We start from the raw sequence: 18,826 nt of genomic DNA on the forward strand, positions 1-18,826 counted from the left end.
CATTTTATGCAACCGGTATGGCCCGCCCCCTTGAAATTCAGGCTTCGGGTGGCTCGACCGGCAAGGCCAGGGGGCCATAGATGATCAGCCCGGGCTGGCTGACGGGGCCATCACGCATCATCCGCGCCAACCCGTCGACGGTCGTGCGGACCAGTCGCTGCGTGGGGTGGCCCACGGCCTCGGCAAAGACGGCGGGGGTGGCGGCGGGCAGGCCGTGTTCAACAAGCCCTTGAGCCAGCTTGGGAAAACTGCGCTGGCCCATGAAGACCACCGTCGTCACCGCCGGATCGGCCAGCGCCGCCCAGTTGATGTCGCCGGGCAGATGGCCCGTGACGTCGGCCCCCGTCACGAACTGCACGCGCCGTGCCGTCAGGCGACGGGTCAGGGGCATGCCGATGGCCGCCGCCGCCGCGCTGGCTGACGTTACGCCAGGCACGATCTCGAAGGGGATATTTGCCTGCGTCAGGGCAATCAATTCCTCCTCGAGCCGCCCGAAGATGCCCGCATCGCCCGATTTCAGCCGGACGACTCGCTTGCCGGCGCGGGCGTGCTGGATGATCAGTTCGTTCACCGCCTCCTGCTTGGCCGAGGGGCGGCCCGCGCGCTTGCCGACGGCGATCAGCTCGGCCTCAGGCGAGGCATGGTCCAACACCGGGCCGGATGCCAGGTCGTCGAACAGCACCACATCCGCCTGCCCCAGCAGCCGCGCCGCCTTCAGCGTCAGCAGTTCGGGATCACCCGGCCCTGCCGAGACGAGCGAGACGAAACCGGGGCTGGGGGCGTGATCGGGCAATGTCTGGGGGCCTCTGCGTCGGGTGTGGGGACAGCTATACCACCCCGCGCGGGTGTGACAATGGCGCGCATCGGGAATGCAAGTCGCGGAGGCGATGAAACTTTCCCCGTCCTGATGCGTGATGTCAGGACAGGCTACAAGGAGAATGCAATGACGGTGATCTGCTGGTTCAGGCGGGTTCTGCGGCTGGACGACCACCCCGCGCTTGTCGCCGCGGCCAAGGATGGCGACGTGATCCCGCTGGTGATCCTTGATCCCGCCGAGGCCCGCGACCACCCCGCCAGCGCCCAACGTCAGGCCATGTCCCTGCCCCGGTTGGAGGCTTCGCTGCATCAGCGCCACAGCCGCCTGATCGTGCGGCGCGGCGATCCGGCAGAGGTTCTGGAACAGATCGCCCGTGAAACCGGTGCCAGCGCCGTCCATACCACCGTCGGCTTTCCCTTCGCCAGCGATCACGGATTGCAGGCCGCGGTGGAACGCGGTGGCGCGACCCTGCATCTGCATGAACTGGCCGATCTGGTGCCGCGCGCCTCGGTGCTGACCAAGACCGGCGGCGTCTACAAGGTCTTCACCCCCTTCTGGAAGGCCGTCCGCCAGACCGACATCGCCCCGCCCCTGCCCACCCCGACCTTGTCGTCCCCCGACAGCTGGCCCGACAGCGACGGCACAGATTGGCCCGAGGCCCGCGCCGCCATGGACCGTGGCTGGGACATCGTCGCCGACCATATCCGCCCCGGCGAGGATGAGGCCATGACCCGTCTGGATGAATTCCTGGAAGGCACCCTGCCCGACTACAAGGAACACCGCGACCATCCCTGGAGGCCCCGCGCGACATCAAACCTGTCGGATGCGTTGGCCGTGGGCGAGATCAGCGCCCGCCGCATCTGGCGTCACTGCCAGCCGACGTTCCAGGACGGCCAGAAAGGTGTCGACCACTTCCTGTCCGAACTCTGCTGGCGCGATTTCGCCCGCGAGCTGTTCCACGAGGCCCCCGACATGGCCAGCACCCCCTGGCGCGAGGAATGGACTGATTTTCCGTGGAAACGCGACAACAACGACGCGCGCGACTGGCGGCGCGGAATGACCGGCGTGCCCATGGTCGACGCAGGCATGCGCGAGCTTTACGTCACCGGCCAGATGCACAACCGCGTCCGCATGATCACCGGCAGCTACCTCTGCAAGCACCTGCTGACCGACTGGCGCGTGGGGTTGGATTGGTTCGCGCATTGCCTGATCGATTGGGACGCGGCCTCGAACGCGATGAACTGGCAGTGGGTGGCGGGCTGCGGGCCCGATGCCTCCCCCTTCTTCCGAGTGTTCAACCCCGAAACCCAGGCCGAAAAGTTCGACGAGAAAAGCCGCTATCGCGATCATTGGCTGAAGCCCGACGCCGAGGGCGCCAAGGAATTCGCCGCCGCCACCCCCAAGTCGTGGAAGATCGACCTGACGCATAAACCCACCCCCGCCATTTCCCTGGCCGAGGGTCGGGAACGCGCGCTCGACGCCTATGAAACCGTGAAATCCTGAAGGAACATCCGATGCAAATGGTCATCCTCTATGTCTCGACACTGGTCATCTTCCTGGCAGTGGACGCGGTCGGCATCAGCAAGCTGATCCGCCCGGTCTTTGAACGCCACGTCGGCGATCTGCTGGCCGATCCCTTCCGCGTGGGTCCGGCGGCCTTCTTCTATTCGCTCTATATCGTGGGCGTGCTTTATTTCGTCTCGGTCCCGGCACTGAAGTCCGGCCAGCCGGCGCAGGCCCTGATCGGCGGGGTTCTGATCGGGTTGATGTGCTATGGCACCTATGAATTCACCAACCTGGCCACGCTGCGCGACTGGTCGTGGGAACAGGTGATCACCGATACGCTCTGGGGTGGCGCGCTGACGGGTGCCTCGGCCTGGGCGGGCGTGATGATCACCCGCGCCTTCGCATGACCCGGGCGCTGATCATCGGGGCCTCGGGCGGGATCGGCGCGGCCCTGTGCCAGCAACTGGGGGCAGACGGGGCGGATGTCGTCGGCCTGTCGCGGCGCGACGACGGGCTGGACCTGACCGATCAGCAGAGTCTGCGCGACCATGCCGGCCGCCTGTCGGATCAGCGCTTCGATCTGATCTTCAATGCGACCGGGGCGCTTGTCGTGAACGGGCATCAGCCGGAGAAGACGATGGACGCCGTCGATGCGCAGGCGATGGCCGCGCAATTCGCGCTGAACGCAACGGGCGTGGCCTTGGTGATCCGGCATTTCGCGCCGCTGCTGGCGGATGACCGGCGCTCGGTCCTGGCCTCGCTTTCGGCACGGGTGGGCTCGATCGGGGACAATGGACTGGGGGGATGGGTGTCTTATCGCGCCGCCAAGGCCGCCCAGAACCAGATCATCCGCACCGCCGCCATCGAATACAAGCGCCGCAATCGCCACGCCATTCTGGTAGCGCTGCACCCCGGCACGGTCGAGACACCGCTGACCGCGAAATACGCCGCCCGTTATCCGACCATCACGCCTGAACGCAGCGCAGAGGCCCTTTTGTCGGTGATCGGCAAGCTGACACTGGATGACAGTGGCAGCTTTTACGACTGGAAAGGCGAAAGGGTGCCTTGGTAGCCTAGCCCCTCAGATATGGGGCAAAAGCGCCGGTGATCTGCGGACCGCCGGGCTTGGTGAACGACCCCCAGCTGCCAAGGATCGCGCCATTCGGGCCGATCAGCACCTTGTTGAAGTTCCACTTGGGGACGAAGCCTGTCTGATCGCGAACCCAGGCATAGAAAGGGTGCACATCGCCCTTGGCCACCGGCAGGATGTCGGTCATCGGCAGGGTGATGCCATATTCCATCTGGCAATATTCGCTGACCTCCTTACCGCTGTCCAATTCCTGGTTGAAATCATCCGAGGGCACGGCCAGCACGACCAGCCCCTGGTCGGCGTATTCCTCGTGCAGGGCCTGCATGTCGGTCAGCTGCCCCGCAAAGCCGCAGAGCGAGGCCGTGTTCACCACCAGCACCGGCCTGCCGCGCCAGTCGCGGGTGTCATATTCCCCGCCGTCGATTGAGGGAAAGCTGAAATCCGGCGCCTCGGCCGCGCGCGACGCAGCGGGCGATAGTCCGAGGGCCGAGATGGCCGTGGCCAGGGACAGGAACAGACGGCGTTTCATCAGGCATGACCCTTTCGCTTCAGGCCCGTCACGGCGCGGAAGGCCAAGGCGGCCGCACCGATCAGCGCCAAGACGGTGACGATCGTATTGCCCGCCGCGACATTGGCGGCGATCACCCCGATCAAAGCCCAGATCACCGCCAAGGGATAGGCCCATTCGTCAGGCCGCATCGCCATGATCGTCAGCGCCAGTGCACAGACACCAATCAGGCACAGGATGGCCGCGACCTGCTGCGACATGATCCCATGCCCCGCCAACCAGATGCCGATCGACACCCCCGAGGCCGCCGTTAGCCAGCCTGCATAAAGCGCGACGGGATGCCCCTCGAACCAGGGATCGCGGCGACCGGCCCACAGCATGGCGACGACCGCCAGCGCCATCATTGCAAGGATCATCAGCGTCGCCAGTCCCGGCAGAACCTGCGCCACCGGGATCCACAGGAAGCCGACCGCAAGGCTGCCCAGGAGGGCGGGCCGCATGGTCGCCCAATCGTCATCCTCGGCCCGTTTCAACAGGCCGAAAGCCGCCCCCATGATCAACCACAGATAGATCACCCCCCAGATCGAGAACGCCCAGCCCGCAGGCTGCACGGGCGGGTCCCGCTGCGGGATCGGGAACAAATCGGCGCTGTATCCAGCAAAGCCCGGAAAGATCGCGGGCGACACGGCGAAAGCCACCGCCGCGATCAGAACAAGGATGGCATGGGTGCGGTTCGTCATGGATCACTCCTCGCGGCTGAGGCGGCGCGTCAGGCGCATCGACAAGCCATAGGGCAAGGCGCGGATGAACTTGAGCGAGCGGGTCAGGCGGTGGGGGAAGTGAATCTCGAAGCTGCTACCGTGCAACCCCTTCATGATGGCCTTGGCGGCTTCCTCGGGCTTGATGATGGCGGGCATCTTGAAGTCGTTCTTTTCGGTCAGCCGCGTTTCCACGAAACCGGGACAGATCAGGCGGATGTCCAGATCGGTGCGTTCGGCCCGCAGCGATTCGGCCAGGTTGATGACCCCCGCCTTGGATGCCGAATAGATCTGCCCCTGCGGCAGGCCGACATAACCCGCGACCGATCCGGTCAGCGCCAGCTGCCCGCCCTTGCGCAGGACCTCGGGGCCGATCTGGGCGATATGGAAGCTGCCGGTCAGGTTCACGGTGACGATCTGGGCTGCCTTGTCGGGGTCCAGATCGGCGATGCGGCCCGGGTCGTACATCGCGGCCAGATGGACGATGCGGTCCACGGGGCCGTGGGCCTTGATGGCATCGGCGGCGGCCTGCACGCTGGCGCGGTCGGCCACATCCAGCACCTGCACGCTGGCATTGCCCAGTTGCGCGGCCAGCTTCTCCAGCGGCTCGCGACTGCGGGCGGACAGGATCACATGCGCGCCCTTGGCCGACCAGGCCTTGGCCAGCGCCTGCCCGATGCCGTCGCTGGCGCCGATGATCCAGATGCGTTCGGGGGTCTTGTCGCTGCTCATATCCGGCCCTTCCGGTGAAATTGGATCAAGAGGCCGATGGCCAGCGCACGCAGCACCAGCGGCAGGCCCGCATAGGTCCAACGCAGCGCGTCCAGCGCCTGTTCCGGATTGGGCGCGGCGGGTCTGAACCCCGCCCGCGCCAGCAGCGGCAGCGCGATGGCCCCCGCCAAGGCAAGCGACGCTTTGGTCAGGAAGGCCAACCCTGCATGAGCACGCGTGGCGGCCCCCGCGCTGCCCGTCGCCCCGATCCGCGCCGAGAGGATCGCGGGCGGCAGGACCAGATCGGCGCCGAAGGTCAGCCCGGTCAGCAGGCAGATGACGAAGAACAGCCCCACCGTCCCCGGCCCAAGCGCCAGCGCGCCCGCAAACCCCGCAATCGACAGGATCAGCGCGCCCGTCCAGACCGGCACGGCGCCGAAACGCCCCGCCAAGTGACTGGCAAGTGCTGCCCCCGGCAAGGCGGCCACGAAATAGGCCAGAAGAAAGGCCCCGGCCAGATCCTCGGCCCCCAGCAGGTCGCGGACCAGCATCAGGATCAGCGCGGCGGGAAAGGCCGCCGACAGCAGGACCAGCCCCGCCACCGCATAGAAAGGTCCGAAGGCGCGCAGGCCCGGTGGGGCGACATCGGGCGCGGCCCTCAGGTCGAAACGCGCGGTCGCCTGCCATCGCAGGAATAGCGGCAGGCAGATCGCCATGCCGATGGCCAGCACCCCCGCCAGCGCCAGCAGCGACGCCTGACGGCCCACAACCACGGCCAGCCCCGCAGGCAGCGAGACCGCCAGGATCAGCCCCGCCAGCCCAAAGCCTTCGCGAAAACCGCTGATCCGGGACTTGGCGGCGGGCGCGCCACGCCAGACCCCGCCATAGGTCATCAGGTTCACCGAAATCAGGCTGTGCCCCAGGCTGGCCAGCACCATCATGAGCGCGAACCAGACCAGCAGCGGCAGGCCCATCGGCGCGAACAGCCCCGCCACTCCGGCGACCAGCGCCACCGCGCCCGCCACCATCATCGCGGGTCGCGCATGGGGCCAGCGGTCGCCCGCCCAACCGACCAAAGGGTCCTGCACCGCATCGACCGCGCGCAGGGCGGCCAGCACAACCCCCAAGGCCGCCAGCCCCACCCCCAGATCGGCGGCATAGAAATCCGGCGCATGGATATAAAGCGGCAACCCGCCAAAGGCCAGGGGCGCGGCCAGCGCGCCATAGGCCAAGACCTCGGCCCGCGGTGGATCCGCTGGCCGGGGGCCGTCACGCATGGGCAAGACGGTATTGGATCACATCGGTGCGCCCGACCTCGAACGACGCCGCGCAGGCGGCCAGATAGAAGCGCCAGACGCGGATGAAGGCATCGTCGAAACCCAGGCTGCGGATTTCCGGCAAGGCCGCATCGAAGCGCAGCAGCCATTCGCGCAGGGTTCGGGCATAGTCGCGGCCGAAACCGAAGCTGTCCTCGACCCGCAGGCCGGCGCGGGCGGCCTCGGCCTGGAAACGCGAGGGCGAGGGCAGCATGCCGCCCGGAAAGATGAAGCTGCGGATCATGTCGGGGCCGCTGCGATAACGCTCGAAATAGCGGTCGGCGACGGTGATCGTCTGGATCATCGCGCGGCCCTTGTCGGCTAGCACATGGCCCAGCTTGCCGAAATAGACCGGCCAGAACTTCTCGCCCACGGCCTCGAACATCTCGATCGAGACGACGTGGTCGTATTTTCCGGCCTCGTCGCGGTAATCCTGCAGGGCGATGTCGGCACCCTGCCCCAGACGGTTGCGGGCATATTCGGCCTGTTCCACCGAGAGGGTCAGCCCCTTGGGCGCGAAATCACCCCGTGCCAGCGCCCGCTCGGCAAAGCCGCCCCAGCCACAGCCGACTTCCAGCAGGCGGCCCGAATTGCCCGACAGGTTGTCGATGATGCGGTCGTACTTGCGATGCTGGGCCGCGGTCAGGTCGTCGCCCGGCGCATAGATGCCCGAGCTGTAGGTCATGCTGTCATCCAGCCACAGGCCATAGAACTGGTTGCCCAGATCGTAATGCGCCTGGATGTTGCGCCGCGACCCGGATTTCGTATTCCGGTTGAAGAAATAGAGCGCCTTGGTCGCCATCGCCTGCAGCCGGTTGCCATAGATATAGCGGTCCAGCACGTCCTCGTTCAGAAGGGCGACGGTCAGCAGGGCCTCGAGGTCGGGGGTGTCGCACCAGCCGTCGCGATAGGCTTCGGTCATGCCGATGTCGCCCTTGGCGGCCAGCGCGGGCACCATGCGCCAGTCGTGGATGATCAGTTGCGCGTCAGGGCCGGGATGCACGCCGCCGAACGCATGAATGGCACCATCGGGCGTGGTGATGGTCAGCGTGCCGCGTTCGATACGCTCGGCGGTTTCCAGGAACTGGCGCGACAGTCGTCCTTGCAGCAGCATCGTGATTGGTCTTTCCCTGTCTTATGATCCCTTGCCACGATCCAACGTGGCCGCATCCGAGGCCCTGACGGCCTTCTGCACGGGCTTTTTCAAGTAACGGACTCCGCGTCCGAAAAGTTGCGCGGCCTGCCAGTGGATCAGGGCCATGATCCGCTGCGCCTGAAAGGGGCGTCGCAGGGCGGCGGAACGGATGGCACGCGGCGTCATCGCCCGCGCCGGTCCCACCATGGATGTGCCCAGCTTGACCGCCCCATCCGCACCGATCCAGTCGACCCAGGCCCCGAAGCGGTCAGGCCCTGCGTCAAAGCGGAACACATAGCGCCCCGACCGCGGCAGGAAGGGCGAGACATGGAACAGCTTTTCCCCCGTCAACCGGTCGCTGCGCGTGATCGGACCCAGATCGGGGCGGTGGCACAGATACAGATGGCGTTCGCCGAAGGTGTTCGAAACCTCGGCCAGAACGGCGCGCAGATCGCCCGCATCGTCGCGGCACAGCCAGAAGCTGACCGGGTTGAAACCGTATCCCGACGTCCGCGGCGTGGTGACCAGCGTGACATGGCGCGCATCGGACAGACCTGCAGGTTCCAGCAGCCCCATGATGAAACTCTGCAGCGACGATCCGTCCCGCGCGCCGAAGTCACGACGACGCAGCTGCCAAACCGCCGCGCTATCCACCGCGACAGGCAGATCGCCCGCGTCGAAGCCGGTCACCGGCACCGCCAGATAGGTTGCGCGATAGTGGAAATCCCGCGCCACGTCGCCCCGCCGGCCATGCCAGATGCGGGTGTCGATCAGCGCGCCTTCCCACAAGTCGGTCATGCAGCCTGCGCCTCCTCGGCCCATGGGTCCAGCCCAAGGGGCCATTCGATGCCCATGGCCTGTGCGACGCGCAGCGCCGACAGCAGGCCGTCTTCATGGAAACCATAGCGCGTCCAGGCGCCCGCGTGATAGACCCCGCCCCGCCCCTGGATCGAGGGCAGCCGCAACTGCGCGGCCATGGCGGCATCGTCGAACTGCGGATGCGCCAGCATGGCTTGGTCGTGGATGTCGCGCGGTTCGAATTCCGGATTCAGCGTCACGATCAGGGGTTTGGGCGTGTCAAGGTTCTGCAGGCGGTTCATCCAGTATGACAGGCTGATGGGCTGATCCGGCACCGGACGGCGTGCCTGCGTGATATAGTTCCACGATGCCCAGGCCGCACGGCGACGCGGCATCAGGCGTTCGTCCGAATGCAGCACCATGCGGTTGGGCTGGGTGCGGAAGGCGCCAAGGATGGACCGCTCCTGCGCGTCGGGATGATCCAGCATCGCAAGGTTCTGGGGCGCATGGGCGGCCATGACGACGCGGTCGAATTCCTGCGGCCCGTGGGGGGTGACGACGGTGACACCCTGCGCGTGACGGATCACCTTGAAGACCGGCGCCCCCAGGTGGACCTTGCCGCGCAAACCCTCGATGATCGCCCGCACATAGGCGCGCGAGCCGCCCGTCACCGTCAGCCAGTCCGGCTGCCCGCTGACCGACAAGAGGCCATGGTTGTCGAAGAACCGCACGAAGCTGGCCGCGGGGAAATCCAGCATGTCGCCCGAGGGCGTGGACCAGATGGCACCGGAAATCGGCTGCAGGAACATCTCGCGGAAGTCGCGGCCAAGGCGCAGCCGGTCCAGCATCTGGCCAAGCGACAGGCCGCTGTCGTGATAGTCATGCGCCTGGCGGAAGAACCGCAGGATGTCGCGCAGCATCATCAGGTGGCGGGGGTCAAGCGCGCGCACCTTCTGCGCGAACAGCGCCGCCGTGGTGGCGGTCCCGTATTCGTAACGCCCGCCCCCGAAGCTGGCCGAGAACGTCATGTCGGATTTTTCCAAGGCCACGCCCAGATGCTCCAGCATCGGGATGAACAGCGGATAGGTGCGACGGTTGCAGACGATGAAGCCGGTATCGACGGGGGTGCTAAGGGCCTCGACGGTGCGGGCATGACCGCCGGGGCGGGTTTCGGCCTCGAACAGGGTGACGTCGTGATGCGGGTCCAGCAACCAGGCGGCCCCCAGCCCCGAAATGCCGCCCCCGATGACGGCGATGCGGGCGCGGGGGCCCGGGCTGGACATGCGGGGGGCGGGGCGGAACTGGGAAGGGTCGGTCACGGTCTGTCTCCTGCTCTTGGTGCCAAGACACGGACAGGGCCGGGAAAAGGTTGCACCTTGCGACTTCGGTCGGTGGGGGGCGGAAAGTCAACCGCGATTGCGCGAACCCATTGAAAGCCCGAAACTGTTGCCATGGTGGAATGAAACCTGCATTGATGGAAACCGATACCCGACCCGGCGCGACAACGCGCCGCGGCAAGATGCGGACGAACATGACGCTTAAGGAATTCGCCAAGCTGGTCGGCATGTCGCAGACCACCGTCAGCCGCGCCCTGAACGGCCACCCCGAGGTCAACGAACGCACCCGCGCCCGCCTGGTCGAGGCCGCCCGCCTGCACGGCTACAGCCCCAATGCCCATGCACGTTTCCTGGCCACGGGCCACGCCAGCATCATCGGCTGCGTCATCCCCGTCACCGGCCGGAACGAGATCGTGAACCCGATCTATGCCGATTTCCTGGCCGGCGTGGGCGAGGAATGCGCCGCCCGCCGCTTCGACATCAATTTGTCGATGGTGCCCGACGACGATCAGGCGCAGGCCTATCGCGGGTTGAAGTCCAAGGGGCTGATCAGCGGCGTCATCGTCCAGTTCCCCCGCCATGACGACACGCGGCTGGCGCTGCTGGACAGCATCGGCCTGCCCTATGTGGTGCACGGGCGGGTCAGCGGTCACGCCGCGCCCTATTCTTGGGTGGATGTGAACAACCAGCGCGCCTTCGAACGCGCGGCGGGTTTCCTGCTGCAACTGGGTCACCGGCGCATCGCCCTGCTGAACGGGGACGAACGTCTGGATTTCGCCCACCGCCGGCGCGAAGGTTATGTGAAGGCGCTGCGCGAAGCGGGGCTGGCACCTGACCCCGACCTGATGGTCTCGGCCGAGATGACGGCGGCTTACGGCTATGCGCAGGCGCTTCGGCTGCTGGATCTGCCCGAACCGCCGACGGCAATCCTCTGCGCTGCCACGACCATCGCCACCGGCATCCGCCAGGCGGTCGAGGAACGCGGCATCATTCTGGGCCGCGACCTGTCGGTCGTGACTTTCGACGACGACCTGTCCTATTATAGCAACCGCGACACGGTGCCCTTCTTCACCGCCATGCGGTCGCCCGTGCGTCTGGCGGGGCAACGCTGCGCCGCCCGCCTGATCGAGCGGGTCGGAAACAGGAATGCCCCACATGTGCAGGACGTGCTGGAGGCCGAACTGGTCGTCGGGCGATCCACCGCGCCGCCGCGCTGACGGGGATCAGGTCAGAACCTGCGCCGCAGCTTCGCGCAGGGAGGCTTCATGGCCCGTGCCGAGGATCTGGCCCTCGGCCATCAGATCGGCAATGCGGGGATCGGGTTTGAACAGCGGCAGCAGCGCGTCCTTTTCGTCCAACACGCGCAGCGCCCGCGCCAGCACCGTCACCTGCGCCTCATCCAGGCAGCCGAAGCCAGTCTCCGCGCCAAGCTGATCCCCGATGATCGAAGGATAGACCTCGGCCAAGACCACGGGCGCATCCTGCCAGTCCTGAAAGGGCCAGACGCGGGCATCCTGCCTGTCGCGCAGCCGGGCCAGCCAGGGAATGCCCGTCAGGCTTTGGGCACCGACGCTGCCTGCCCCCGCCAACTGGAAGGGCGACTTGGGACGCGCCCCGGTGATGGCGGTTTCGGTCGCGCGATGTTCTGGCAGCTTGGGATGGGCGGGCGGCTTCAGGCGCGGCAGATCCGCGATCTGCTGCTTGCGCCCGTTGCCCCAGAAGACCGGCCTGCCGATCTGACGGTTCATCTGCGCGGCAAGGTCGCGATAGTTGCTGGCGTTGCGGTCGTCATCCTGATGCAAGGCCGCCAGATGATCCCACAGCGCCATGGCGGCAGGTTGCCCCGTCACCATCGCCGCCACGCCCGAGGGATGTCCAAAGGCGAAATCCACTCCGATCAACACGCGGTGCCCCGCCTTGCGGGACTTGGACAGCTGGCAAACCAACAGCTTCCATGCACGTTTGCGGGTTTCGGGATTCACCGCCTCGGCGCCATCGCTGCCGATCCAGATCGAGTTCGCACCCCGACAGGGCACCCCCGCCGCCGACCAGTCGACGATCAAGATGCGGTCAAAGCGCGGCAAGCTGCGCCTCGGTCCGGGTCAGGTCGTCGGGTGTGTTGATATTGGCGAAGGGGTCGTGCGGCATGGCATCCCAGACCGCCTGTACCGCCCCGTGACGCGCGGCAAAGCTGCGCACGCGGCCCTGTCCCTGCGCCAGCGTCGCACGCAGATCGTCGCGCAGTCCCACCGGCCACAGCCCGAAGGTCGGATGGTCGCGCAGCACCCCGTCATCCCGCGTCGCCGCCAGCGCCAGCCCCTCGGGGCCGGCGGCCTGCGCCAGCTTCGCCACCAGATCGCGCGGAAACAGCGGCGTGTCCCCCGCCACCGTCACCACCTGCGCCGCCCCCTGTGAGGCCGCCCATTCCATCGCCACCAGAATCCCCGCCAGCGGTCCAGGGTATTCGGGCAGACTGTCGGCCAGGACGGGCAGGCCGTATCGCGCGAAGCGGGCCGGATCACCATTCGCGTTCAGCGCCAGCGGACCATTCTGCCCCTGCAACCGGTCAAGGATGATCGACAGCAGTGTCTGGCCGCGCAGCTGCAGCAACGGCTTGTCCCGACCGCCCATCCGGGTGGCCCGACCGCCGGCAAGAATGACGATTGGCGTGTTCATGCGCCATCCTTGGCGCGGGACGGGGGGCAAGGCAAGCGGCTTCCCGCGCCTATTCTTGACATCTTTACTAGGATTACGGTATCGGCTTTCGAAACGCGGCCCATCGGCCCCTTCCATCCCTGCGGTCGTGCACCGCCCAAGCATCAGGAACCGACCCATGACCGATCTCGGGACGACATTGGCCGCCATTCCCCTTTTCGCGATGATCCGTGACGGCGGCTGGACGATGTGGCTGATCGCGGCGCTCTCGGTGATCCTGCTGGCGGTGGTGCTGTGGAAGGTGCTGTCGCTCTGGCGCTTGGGGGTCTGGGGCGGCAGCCATTCCCGCCGCGCGCTGGAGCTTTGGGCGCAGGGCGAGCGCCGCGCCGCGCTGGATCAGGTGCGGGGCCGTCCCTCGGCGCGGGCGCGCGTGGCGCAGGCGGCCATCGGCACCTCGCTTGACCCGGCCTTCGACGATCAGGCCGCGCGCGAGGAAACCGCCCGCGTGGCCCGCCAGACCCTCTATCGTTCGCGCGAAGGGCTGCGTGCGCTGGAGCTGATCGCCACCATCGCGCCGCTGCTGGGCCTGCTGGGGACGGTGCTGGGCATGATTTCGGCGTTTCAGGTGCTGCAGACCTCGGGGAACCAGGCCGATCCCTCGGATCTGGCGGGCGGCATCTGGGTCGCGCTGCTGACGACGGCGGCGGGCATGGCGGTCGCCATTCCGGCGGGCGTGGCGCTGTCCTGGTTCGAAAGCATCAGCGACCGCCTGCAATCCGACCTTGAAGACCTGGCCACCCGCGTCTTCGTCAAACGCGACGCCGCCCCCACCCGCGCCCAACTGCTGCAGGCCGCGGAATGAGCGAGGGCGGTTTCGATCTGGGCCCAAGGCGGCACCCGCGTCGGATGTCCCTGACGCCGATGATCGATGTCGTCTTCCTGCTGCTGATCTTCTTCATGCTGGCCTCGCGCTTCGGCATGGATGTCGCGCTGCCCATCGCGGGCGGGGCCGAGGGCGGGGCCACCGAATGGCAGGGCGCGCCGCGCCTGGTCGATGTGACCCCCGATGCGGTCATGCTGAACGGCACGACCACCGCCCCGTCCGATCTTGCCGCAGCCGTCGCCGAACTGCTGCCCGAACCCGGCGATGCCGTCATCCTGCGCCCGCGCGAGGGGACCGACCTGCAACGGGTCGTGGCCGTCATGGACCTGCTGCGGACGGATGGCATCACCAACATGATCCTGGTGGAATAGCCCATGCATATCGACATGCCCAAGCGCAGGCCGCGCGGCGAATCGATCATCCCCATGATCAACGTCGTCTTCCTGCTGCTGATCTTCTTCCTGCTGACGGCGCAGATCTCGCCCTCGACGCCCTTTCCGGTGACGCCGCCGGACAGCACTTCGGACATCCGCGCGCAGGCACAGGATGTGCTTTATGTCTCGGCCACCGGCGAATTGGCCTGGAACGAGGCGCGGGGCGATGACGTCTGGCCGCTGATCGCGGCGCGGACCGAGGACGGTCCGGTGCAGATCCGCGCCGATGCCTCGGCCCCGGCGGCCATGCTGGCGGCCCATCTGAAACAGCTGCGACAGGCGACGGACGCCGGGGCGCAGCTTGTCGTCAACAAGGGCCAGCCATGATCTCGCGTCGCACATTCGAAACGGCGGGCTTCTTCACCATCGCCGCAGCCCTGCACGTTTCGGCGGCGGCGCTGATGCTGCCGCAGGACCAGCTGCAACGGGGCGAGGCGATGGATGCGCCCCCCGCGACCCTCTCGGCCGGTGGCCCCGAGGCGCAGGCCCTGGTCGAGGCGTGGGAGACCGAACCCGAAACCGCCGATCAGCCCGAACAGGTGCAGCCGGAACCCGAAACCCCCGACCTGCCGGAACCGGTGGCGGACATGGCGCCCGATCTGGCCGCCCTGCCCGACATGGCCCCGCCCATGCCCGAGGCCGTGCGCCCGAACCTGCCGCCGCCACCCGAAACGCGGATCGATCCGGCGACGCTGGACCTGCCGGACCTGAAACCGATGTCCCCGCCCGAGATCAAGCCCGAGACGGCGCTGGCATCCTCGGACCGGCCCGATCGCAAGCCTGCCCGCCCGAAACCGCAGGTGCAGGCCAAACCCAAGGCGGAACCCGCGCCCCAACGCAGCGAACCCGCCCCCGCCCGTGCCGCGCAGGCCCAACCTGCGCGTCGCCAGGGCAATGGCGGGCAGTCGCAGGGGTCAAGCCAGGGTGGCGGAGGCGGCGGCATCAGTGCCCAGACCCGGGCCAACCTGAAGGCGCAATGGGGCGCGCAGATCAACCGCTGCCTGGCACGGCAGTTGTCGCGGATCAGCGGCGGTCGCGGCCAGCAGGTGAACATCGACGTCACCGTCGCGCGCAGCGGGCAGGTGCAGCGGGCCTCGCTGGCCGGATCGACGGGGAACGCGCGGGTCGATCAGCAGATCCAGCGCGCCTTGCAGCGCACCGGCAGCTGCCCGGCCGCACCGGCAGGGCTGACCGAGGCCTCGGTCCCCTTCCGTCAGCCATTCGTCTTGCGCTGAGGTCGCGCCTCAGGCGTGGTGCAGGACCAGCGGGCGGTCCTTGTGCCGCCCGACGCTGATCGGCGCATCATAGAGGTCCGACAGCACGGCTTCGGTCAGAACATCGTCCGGGGTGCCCTCGGCCATGATGCGCCCGTCCTTCATGGCGATGACGTGATCGGCCCAGGCTGCGGCATAGTTGATCTCGTGCACGACCAGCCCGACGCTACGGCCCTGCCGGTCGACCAGATCGCGCAGCCGCGCCATCAGCGCGCGGGCATGGGCCATGTCGAGGTTGTTCAGCGGCTCGTCCAGCAGCAACCATTCGGTGTCCTGCGCGAAAGCCATGGCGATGTGGGCGCGCTGCGCCTGACCGCCTGAAACCTCGTCCAGAAAGCGGTTCTTTAGCTTGCTGAGCGCGAAGGCATCGATGGCCTGGGCGACCTTGGTGCGGTCCTCGGGGCGCGGACGGCCCTGGTGATGCGGCCAGCGGCCGAAGGCCACCAGCTCGCACAGGCGCAGGCGGCTGGCCACGGCGGTCTGCTGGCCCAGGATCGCCATGACGCGGGCCAGATCGGCGGTGGGGGTGCGGGCCACGTCATGGCCCGCCACGGTGATGGCGCCCTGCTGCAAGGGCTCCAACCGGCCCACGAGGCGCAGCAGCGTCGATTTCCCCGCCCCGTTCGGCCCGATCAGCGCCGTCAGCTTGCCCTTGGGAAAGCTGGTCGAGATATCGTGCAGGATCTGCGTCCCGCCGATCTTATGGCCAAGATTGCTGATCTGGATCATCGGATACGGCCTTTCAGCAGAAGATAGAGGAAGAACAGCCCGCCCGCGAATTCGACCACGACGGAAAGGGTGGCGGCCTGGCCCAGGATACGCTCGAACAGCCATTGGCCGCCGACCAGCAGGATGGCCGCGATCAGCCCCGCCGCGGGGATCAGCCCCGCGTGACGCGCGTTCTGCATCGCCCCATGCGCCAGCCCCGCCACGATCAGCCCGAAGAACGCCACCGGACCCACCAGCGCCGTCGAGACCGAGACCAGCATCGCCACCAGCGCCAGCGTGCCCATCACCAGCGCACGATACCGCAGCCCAAGCGAGACGGCGGATTCGCGCCCCAGTGCCAGCACGTCCAGTTGGGGCGACAGGCGGATGGCGGCCATGACCGCCACCGCCGTCAGCACCCCCGCGACCGGCAGCAGCGCCGCATCGACGCGGTTGAAGCTGGCAAAGCTGACCGCCTGCACCACGGCGAATTCATTGGGATCCAGCACGCGGCCCAGGAACTGTGAAACCGATCGGAACAGCACGCCCAGGATCACCCCGGTCAGGATCATCCGCGGGATGTCGCGTGCGCCCTTGGCCAGCAGCGTGCCGAACAGCACCACGGCCAGCGCCGTCATCACGCCCACGTCGATGCCGAACTTCGGCCCCGCCGACAGGCCCGCGAAACCGGCATTGCCCAGCAGCACGATCATCAGCGTCTGCATCAGCACGTAAAGCGCGTCGAACCCCATGATCGAGGGCGTCAGCACCCGGTTCGCCGCCACCGTCTGGAACAGCACCGTCGCCACGCCGATGGCCACGGCCACCGTGACCAGCGCCGCCAGCTTGGTCGCGCGCAGCGACAGGATGAAGCCGCGATTGCCAGCCCCCAACCCTTGGAACATCCACAACGCCGACAGCCCCGCCAGCAGCAGGGCCAGAACGGCCAGCATTAGCGTTGCGCGCCTATCCATGGGCGGGCCTGCGATGCAGCAGCCACAGGAACAGGGCCGCGCCCAGGATGCCCAGAATCATGCCTGCGGGCACCTCGTAGGGATAGATGACCAACCGCCCGACAAGATCGCAGGCCAGCACCAGCACCGCCCCCGACAGCGCCACCACCGGCAGGGACGCCCGCAGATTGTCGCCCATGACGCGCGACACCAGGTTCGGCACCACAAGCCCGACGAAGGGGATCATGCCCACCGTGGTGACGACCATCGCCGTCACGACGGACACCACCGCCAACCCAAGCCGCATGACCGAGGCGGTGGACAGCCCCAGCCCCGTGGCCACCTGTTCGCCCAGACCCAGGATCGCGAAGCGGTCAGCAGCGAACCAGGCCAGTCCCGCCGCCCCCGCCGCAACCCACAGCAATTCGTATCGCCCGGCGATCACGCCGGAGAATTCCCCGCTCAGCAGCCAGGTGCCGACATATTGCATCAGATCGGTCTGCCAGCCGATGAAGGTCACGACCGACCCCAGCACGCCCGACAGCACCAGCCCCGCGATGGGGATCAGCATCACCTCGCGCGCGGGCAGACGGCGGATGACCCCAAGAAACAGCCATGTCGTGACCATCGCCGCAAGGCTGGCCGCGATCATGCGGACCCAAAGCGGGCTGGCGGGGAACAGGATGGTGACACCCAGCAGGCCAAGGGCCGCGCCCTCGGCGGTGCCGACGGTGTCGGGGCCGACAAAGCGGTTGCGCACCAGCGCCTGGATCAGCACCCCGGCAACCGACAGCGCGGCCCCGGTCAGGGCCACTGCCACGGTGCGCGGCAGGCGCGATTCCAGCAGCACCAGCATCGCGCGGTCGTCGCTGAAGATGTCGCGCAGATCGACATGGGCTGCTCCGACGGTCAGGCTGGCCAGCATCAGCGCGATCAGCGCCGACAGCAGGGCGGGCATCCGTCGCATCAGCTTGCGGGGCTGTCGGTCAGCGCCTTGGTCAGCTGGTCCAGCGTTGCGATCAGCGATCCATAGCCGCCCGCCGCGATATAGTTCGCTGCCGGATCAAGATAGACCACCTGCCCCTTGGACCAGGCCGTCGTGCCCGCCACCAGATCCGAGGTCAGCGTCGCCTTGGCGCTCTGCCCGTCCTCGCCGATGGCAGCGCCGCGGTCCACGACCAGCAGCCAGTCGGGGTTGGTCTCGGCGATGAATTCATGGGTGATGGCCTGGCCATGGGTGGCTTCGTCCAGATCGGGCGCGGCCTCGGCCAGCCCTGCGGCGTCATAGATCCAGCCGAACCGCGAATCCTTGCCAAAGGCCGACATCTTGGGCCCGTTCGTCATCACGATCATTGCATCGTCATGCCCTTCGGCGGCCTTCTTCAGGGCGGCCAGCTTCTCGTCCAGCGTGGCATGCATCCGGGCGGCGCGGTCTTCCTTGCCGAACAGCGTGCCATAGGCGTCGATGCGGGCGCGGGCCTCGGGCAACAGGTCGGTGTCGATGGTCATGTCGATGGCGGTCGCCACCTGCGACACCGTCTGCAGCTGGGTCGAGGACCGCCCGCCGACGATGACCAGATCGGGGGCCAGCCCGGCCAGCGCTTCCAGGTCGGGTTCGAACAACGTGCCGACATGGGCCGCATCCTTGGCCCCCTCGCGCAGCGCGGGGACAAGGATGTCGTCGATGGTGCCGGCGGGCGTCACGCCCATTGCCTGCAGCGTGTCCAGCGCCGCCATGTCGTATACGGCGACCGTCTGCGGCTTGGCAGGCAGTTCGACCTGCCCTTGGGCGGTCTGGATGGTGACATCCTGGGCAAGGGCGGCCGAGGACAGGGCGACGGCCATCAGGCCGGACAGCGCGATGCGACGCATGGCAGATCCTTTCATCTTCGCGCGCCGTCGTTGCCGAAAGGGTGTCATGGCACGCAGGGCAAGGCCCTAGC

At 67.6% G+C, this 18,826-nt stretch carries 22 protein-coding genes; 8 read left to right on the top strand and 14 right to left on the bottom strand.

Annotation, left to right across the window (positions count from 1 at the left end; genetic code table 11):
• Positions 1 to 37: 37 nt before the first annotated feature.
• Positions 38 to 793: a uroporphyrinogen-III C-methyltransferase gene (gene cobA / locus DDE75_RS01545; protein ID WP_108500614.1), complete on the bottom strand. Its 756-nt coding sequence runs from the start codon at positions 791 to 793 to the stop codon at positions 38 to 40.
• Between the two features lie 150 nt (positions 794 to 943).
• Here cobA and DDE75_RS01550 point away from each other — a divergent pair, with 150 nt between their 5' ends.
• The 3 genes from DDE75_RS01550 to DDE75_RS01560 are packed head-to-tail and all read left to right on the top strand — an operon-like array spanning position 944 to position 3,395.
• Complete coding sequence (locus DDE75_RS01550) at positions 944 to 2,320, top strand: cryptochrome/photolyase family protein (protein ID WP_162798869.1); 1,377 nt, start codon at positions 944 to 946, stop codon at positions 2,318 to 2,320.
• A gap of 11 nt (positions 2,321 to 2,331) precedes the next feature.
• Positions 2,332 to 2,730, top strand: coding sequence for a DUF2177 family protein (locus DDE75_RS01555; protein ID WP_108500616.1), 399 nt, complete (start codon positions 2,332 to 2,334; stop codon positions 2,728 to 2,730).
• Positions 2,727 to 3,395 carry an SDR family NAD(P)-dependent oxidoreductase gene (locus tag DDE75_RS01560; RefSeq protein WP_108500617.1) on the top strand — a complete coding sequence of 223 codons (669 nt, stop codon included), beginning with the start codon at positions 2,727 to 2,729 and terminating at the stop codon, positions 3,393 to 3,395. The genes DDE75_RS01555 and DDE75_RS01560 overlap by 4 nt, the downstream gene beginning before the upstream one ends.
• A 1-nt stretch (position 3,396) precedes the next feature.
• On the opposite strand, the gene DDE75_RS01565 is transcribed toward DDE75_RS01560, so the two are convergent.
• The 7 genes from DDE75_RS01565 to DDE75_RS01595 are packed head-to-tail and all read right to left on the bottom strand — an operon-like array spanning position 3,397 to position 9,958.
• A complete protein-coding gene (locus tag DDE75_RS01565) occupies positions 3,397 to 3,942 on the bottom strand; it encodes a glutathione peroxidase (RefSeq protein WP_108500618.1) in 546 nt (181 codons plus the stop codon).
• Positions 3,942 to 4,661: a TspO/MBR family protein gene (locus DDE75_RS01570; protein ID WP_108500619.1), complete on the bottom strand. Its 720-nt coding sequence runs from the start codon at positions 4,659 to 4,661 to the stop codon at positions 3,942 to 3,944. The genes DDE75_RS01565 and DDE75_RS01570 overlap by 1 nt, the downstream gene beginning before the upstream one ends.
• A 3-nt stretch (positions 4,662 to 4,664) precedes the next feature.
• Positions 4,665 to 5,411 (bottom strand): SDR family NAD(P)-dependent oxidoreductase, encoded by a 747-nt coding sequence (locus tag DDE75_RS01575; RefSeq protein ID WP_108500620.1) that lies wholly within the window; start codon positions 5,409 to 5,411, stop codon positions 4,665 to 4,667.
• A complete protein-coding gene (locus tag DDE75_RS01580) occupies positions 5,408 to 6,667 on the bottom strand; it encodes an MFS transporter (protein ID WP_108500621.1) in 1,260 nt (419 codons plus the stop codon). Before DDE75_RS01580 ends, DDE75_RS01575 begins: the two co-directional genes overlap by 4 nt.
• On the bottom strand, positions 6,660 to 7,820 hold the full coding sequence (locus DDE75_RS01585; protein ID WP_108500622.1) for an SAM-dependent methyltransferase: 1,161 nt from the start codon (positions 7,818 to 7,820) through the stop codon (positions 6,660 to 6,662). The genes DDE75_RS01580 and DDE75_RS01585 overlap by 8 nt, the downstream gene beginning before the upstream one ends.
• A 21-nt stretch (positions 7,821 to 7,841) precedes the next feature.
• Entirely contained in the window at positions 7,842 to 8,639 is a 798-nt protein-coding gene (locus tag DDE75_RS01590; protein WP_108500623.1) for a DUF1365 domain-containing protein, read from the bottom strand.
• Complete coding sequence (locus DDE75_RS01595) at positions 8,636 to 9,958, bottom strand: NAD(P)/FAD-dependent oxidoreductase (RefSeq protein ID WP_245894578.1); 1,323 nt, start codon at positions 9,956 to 9,958, stop codon at positions 8,636 to 8,638. The genes DDE75_RS01590 and DDE75_RS01595 overlap by 4 nt, the downstream gene beginning before the upstream one ends.
• A 212-nt stretch (positions 9,959 to 10,170) precedes the next feature.
• Between DDE75_RS01595 and DDE75_RS01600 the strand changes: the two genes are divergently transcribed.
• Positions 10,171 to 11,193 (top strand): LacI family DNA-binding transcriptional regulator, encoded by a 1,023-nt coding sequence (locus tag DDE75_RS01600; RefSeq protein ID WP_108500886.1) that lies wholly within the window; start codon positions 10,171 to 10,173, stop codon positions 11,191 to 11,193.
• 6 nt (positions 11,194 to 11,199) lie between these two features.
• Here DDE75_RS01600 and DDE75_RS01605 read toward each other — a convergent pair whose 3' ends face one another.
• Both DDE75_RS01605 and mobA read right to left on the bottom strand, forming a co-directional pair.
• Positions 11,200 to 12,060, bottom strand: a complete 861-nt coding sequence (locus tag DDE75_RS01605) for a hypothetical protein (RefSeq protein WP_108500625.1) — start codon at positions 12,058 to 12,060, stop codon at positions 11,200 to 11,202.
• Positions 12,047 to 12,652 (bottom strand): molybdenum cofactor guanylyltransferase MobA, encoded by a 606-nt coding sequence (gene mobA, locus DDE75_RS01610; RefSeq protein WP_108500626.1) that lies wholly within the window; start codon positions 12,650 to 12,652, stop codon positions 12,047 to 12,049. Before mobA ends, DDE75_RS01605 begins: the two co-directional genes overlap by 14 nt.
• Before the next feature lie 157 nt (positions 12,653 to 12,809).
• On the opposite strand from mobA, the gene DDE75_RS01615 reads away from it, so the two are divergent.
• From DDE75_RS01615 to DDE75_RS01630, 4 genes are read left to right on the top strand one after another with little or no spacing between them, the layout of a single operon-like run.
• A complete protein-coding gene (locus DDE75_RS01615; RefSeq protein ID WP_108500627.1) occupies positions 12,810 to 13,493 on the top strand; it encodes a MotA/TolQ/ExbB proton channel family protein in 684 nt (227 codons plus the stop codon).
• Positions 13,490 to 13,885: an ExbD/TolR family protein gene (locus tag DDE75_RS01620; protein ID WP_108500628.1), complete on the top strand. Its 396-nt coding sequence runs from the start codon at positions 13,490 to 13,492 to the stop codon at positions 13,883 to 13,885. The genes DDE75_RS01615 and DDE75_RS01620 overlap by 4 nt, the downstream gene beginning before the upstream one ends.
• Positions 13,886 to 13,888: 3 nt before the next feature.
• Positions 13,889 to 14,275 carry a biopolymer transporter ExbD gene (locus DDE75_RS01625; RefSeq protein WP_108500629.1) on the top strand — a complete coding sequence of 129 codons (387 nt, stop codon included), beginning with the start codon at positions 13,889 to 13,891 and terminating at the stop codon, positions 14,273 to 14,275.
• Positions 14,272 to 15,183 (top strand): energy transducer TonB family protein, encoded by a 912-nt coding sequence (locus DDE75_RS01630; protein ID WP_108500630.1) that lies wholly within the window; start codon positions 14,272 to 14,274, stop codon positions 15,181 to 15,183. The genes DDE75_RS01625 and DDE75_RS01630 overlap by 4 nt, the downstream gene beginning before the upstream one ends.
• Positions 15,184 to 15,192: 9 nt before the next feature.
• Here DDE75_RS01630 and DDE75_RS01635 read toward each other — a convergent pair whose 3' ends face one another.
• Genes DDE75_RS01635 through DDE75_RS01650 form a run of 4 tightly spaced genes read right to left on the bottom strand, consistent with a single transcriptional unit; the run spans position 15,193 to position 18,755 of the window.
• On the bottom strand, positions 15,193 to 15,951 hold the full coding sequence (locus DDE75_RS01635; protein WP_108500631.1) for an iron ABC transporter ATP-binding protein: 759 nt from the start codon (positions 15,949 to 15,951) through the stop codon (positions 15,193 to 15,195).
• On the bottom strand, positions 15,948 to 16,904 hold the full coding sequence (locus tag DDE75_RS01640; RefSeq protein ID WP_108500632.1) for an iron chelate uptake ABC transporter family permease subunit: 957 nt from the start codon (positions 16,902 to 16,904) through the stop codon (positions 15,948 to 15,950). Before DDE75_RS01640 ends, DDE75_RS01635 begins: the two co-directional genes overlap by 4 nt.
• Complete coding sequence (locus DDE75_RS01645) at positions 16,897 to 17,850, bottom strand: ABC transporter permease (protein WP_211659277.1); 954 nt, start codon at positions 17,848 to 17,850, stop codon at positions 16,897 to 16,899. Before DDE75_RS01645 ends, DDE75_RS01640 begins: the two co-directional genes overlap by 8 nt.
• On the bottom strand, positions 17,850 to 18,755 hold the full coding sequence (locus tag DDE75_RS01650) for a siderophore ABC transporter substrate-binding protein (protein WP_108500887.1): 906 nt from the start codon (positions 18,753 to 18,755) through the stop codon (positions 17,850 to 17,852). The genes DDE75_RS01645 and DDE75_RS01650 overlap by 1 nt, the downstream gene beginning before the upstream one ends.
• Positions 18,756 to 18,826 lie beyond the last annotated feature (71 nt).

This window comes from Paracoccus indicus (genome assembly GCF_003056335.1).
GTDB classification, from domain to species: Bacteria; Pseudomonadota; Alphaproteobacteria; order Rhodobacterales; family Rhodobacteraceae; genus Paracoccus; species Paracoccus indicus.

What these genes read in the sequence shown, in the direction of transcription:
- DDE75_RS01550 (WP_162798869.1), top strand. Translation starts at nt 944, where the DNA reads ATGACGGTGATCTGCTGGTTCAGGCGGGTTCTGCGGCTGGACGACCAC.
- DDE75_RS01555 (WP_108500616.1), top strand. Translation starts at nt 2,332, where the DNA reads ATGCAAATGGTCATCCTCTATGTCTCGACACTGGTCATCTTCCTGGCA.
- DDE75_RS01560 (WP_108500617.1), top strand. Translation starts at nt 2,727, where the DNA reads ATGACCCGGGCGCTGATCATCGGGGCCTCGGGCGGGATCGGCGCGGCC.
- DDE75_RS01565 (WP_108500618.1), bottom strand. Translation starts at nt 3,942, where the DNA reads ATGAAACGCCGTCTGTTCCTGTCCCTGGCCACGGCCATCTCGGCCCTC.
- DDE75_RS01570 (WP_108500619.1), bottom strand. Translation starts at nt 4,661, where the DNA reads ATGACGAACCGCACCCATGCCATCCTTGTTCTGATCGCGGCGGTGGCT.
- DDE75_RS01575 (WP_108500620.1), bottom strand. Translation starts at nt 5,411, where the DNA reads ATGAGCAGCGACAAGACCCCCGAACGCATCTGGATCATCGGCGCCAGC.
- DDE75_RS01580 (WP_108500621.1), bottom strand. Translation starts at nt 6,667, where the DNA reads ATGCGTGACGGCCCCCGGCCAGCGGATCCACCGCGGGCCGAGGTCTTG.
- DDE75_RS01585 (WP_108500622.1), bottom strand. Translation starts at nt 7,820, where the DNA reads ATGCTGCTGCAAGGACGACTGTCGCGCCAGTTCCTGGAAACCGCCGAG.
- DDE75_RS01590 (WP_108500623.1), bottom strand. Translation starts at nt 8,639, where the DNA reads ATGACCGACTTGTGGGAAGGCGCGCTGATCGACACCCGCATCTGGCAT.
- DDE75_RS01600 (WP_108500886.1), top strand. Translation starts at nt 10,171, where the DNA reads ATGACGCTTAAGGAATTCGCCAAGCTGGTCGGCATGTCGCAGACCACC.
- mobA (WP_108500626.1), bottom strand. Translation starts at nt 12,652, where the DNA reads ATGAACACGCCAATCGTCATTCTTGCCGGCGGTCGGGCCACCCGGATG.
- DDE75_RS01615 (WP_108500627.1), top strand. Translation starts at nt 12,810, where the DNA reads ATGACCGATCTCGGGACGACATTGGCCGCCATTCCCCTTTTCGCGATG.
- DDE75_RS01620 (WP_108500628.1), top strand. Translation starts at nt 13,490, where the DNA reads ATGAGCGAGGGCGGTTTCGATCTGGGCCCAAGGCGGCACCCGCGTCGG.
- DDE75_RS01625 (WP_108500629.1), top strand. Translation starts at nt 13,889, where the DNA reads ATGCATATCGACATGCCCAAGCGCAGGCCGCGCGGCGAATCGATCATC.
- DDE75_RS01630 (WP_108500630.1), top strand. Translation starts at nt 14,272, where the DNA reads ATGATCTCGCGTCGCACATTCGAAACGGCGGGCTTCTTCACCATCGCC.
- DDE75_RS01635 (WP_108500631.1), bottom strand. Translation starts at nt 15,951, where the DNA reads ATGATCCAGATCAGCAATCTTGGCCATAAGATCGGCGGGACGCAGATC.
- DDE75_RS01640 (WP_108500632.1), bottom strand. Translation starts at nt 16,904, where the DNA reads ATGGATAGGCGCGCAACGCTAATGCTGGCCGTTCTGGCCCTGCTGCTG.
- DDE75_RS01645 (WP_211659277.1), bottom strand. Translation starts at nt 17,850, where the DNA reads ATGCGACGGATGCCCGCCCTGCTGTCGGCGCTGATCGCGCTGATGCTG.
- DDE75_RS01650 (WP_108500887.1), bottom strand. Translation starts at nt 18,755, where the DNA reads ATGCGTCGCATCGCGCTGTCCGGCCTGATGGCCGTCGCCCTGTCCTCG.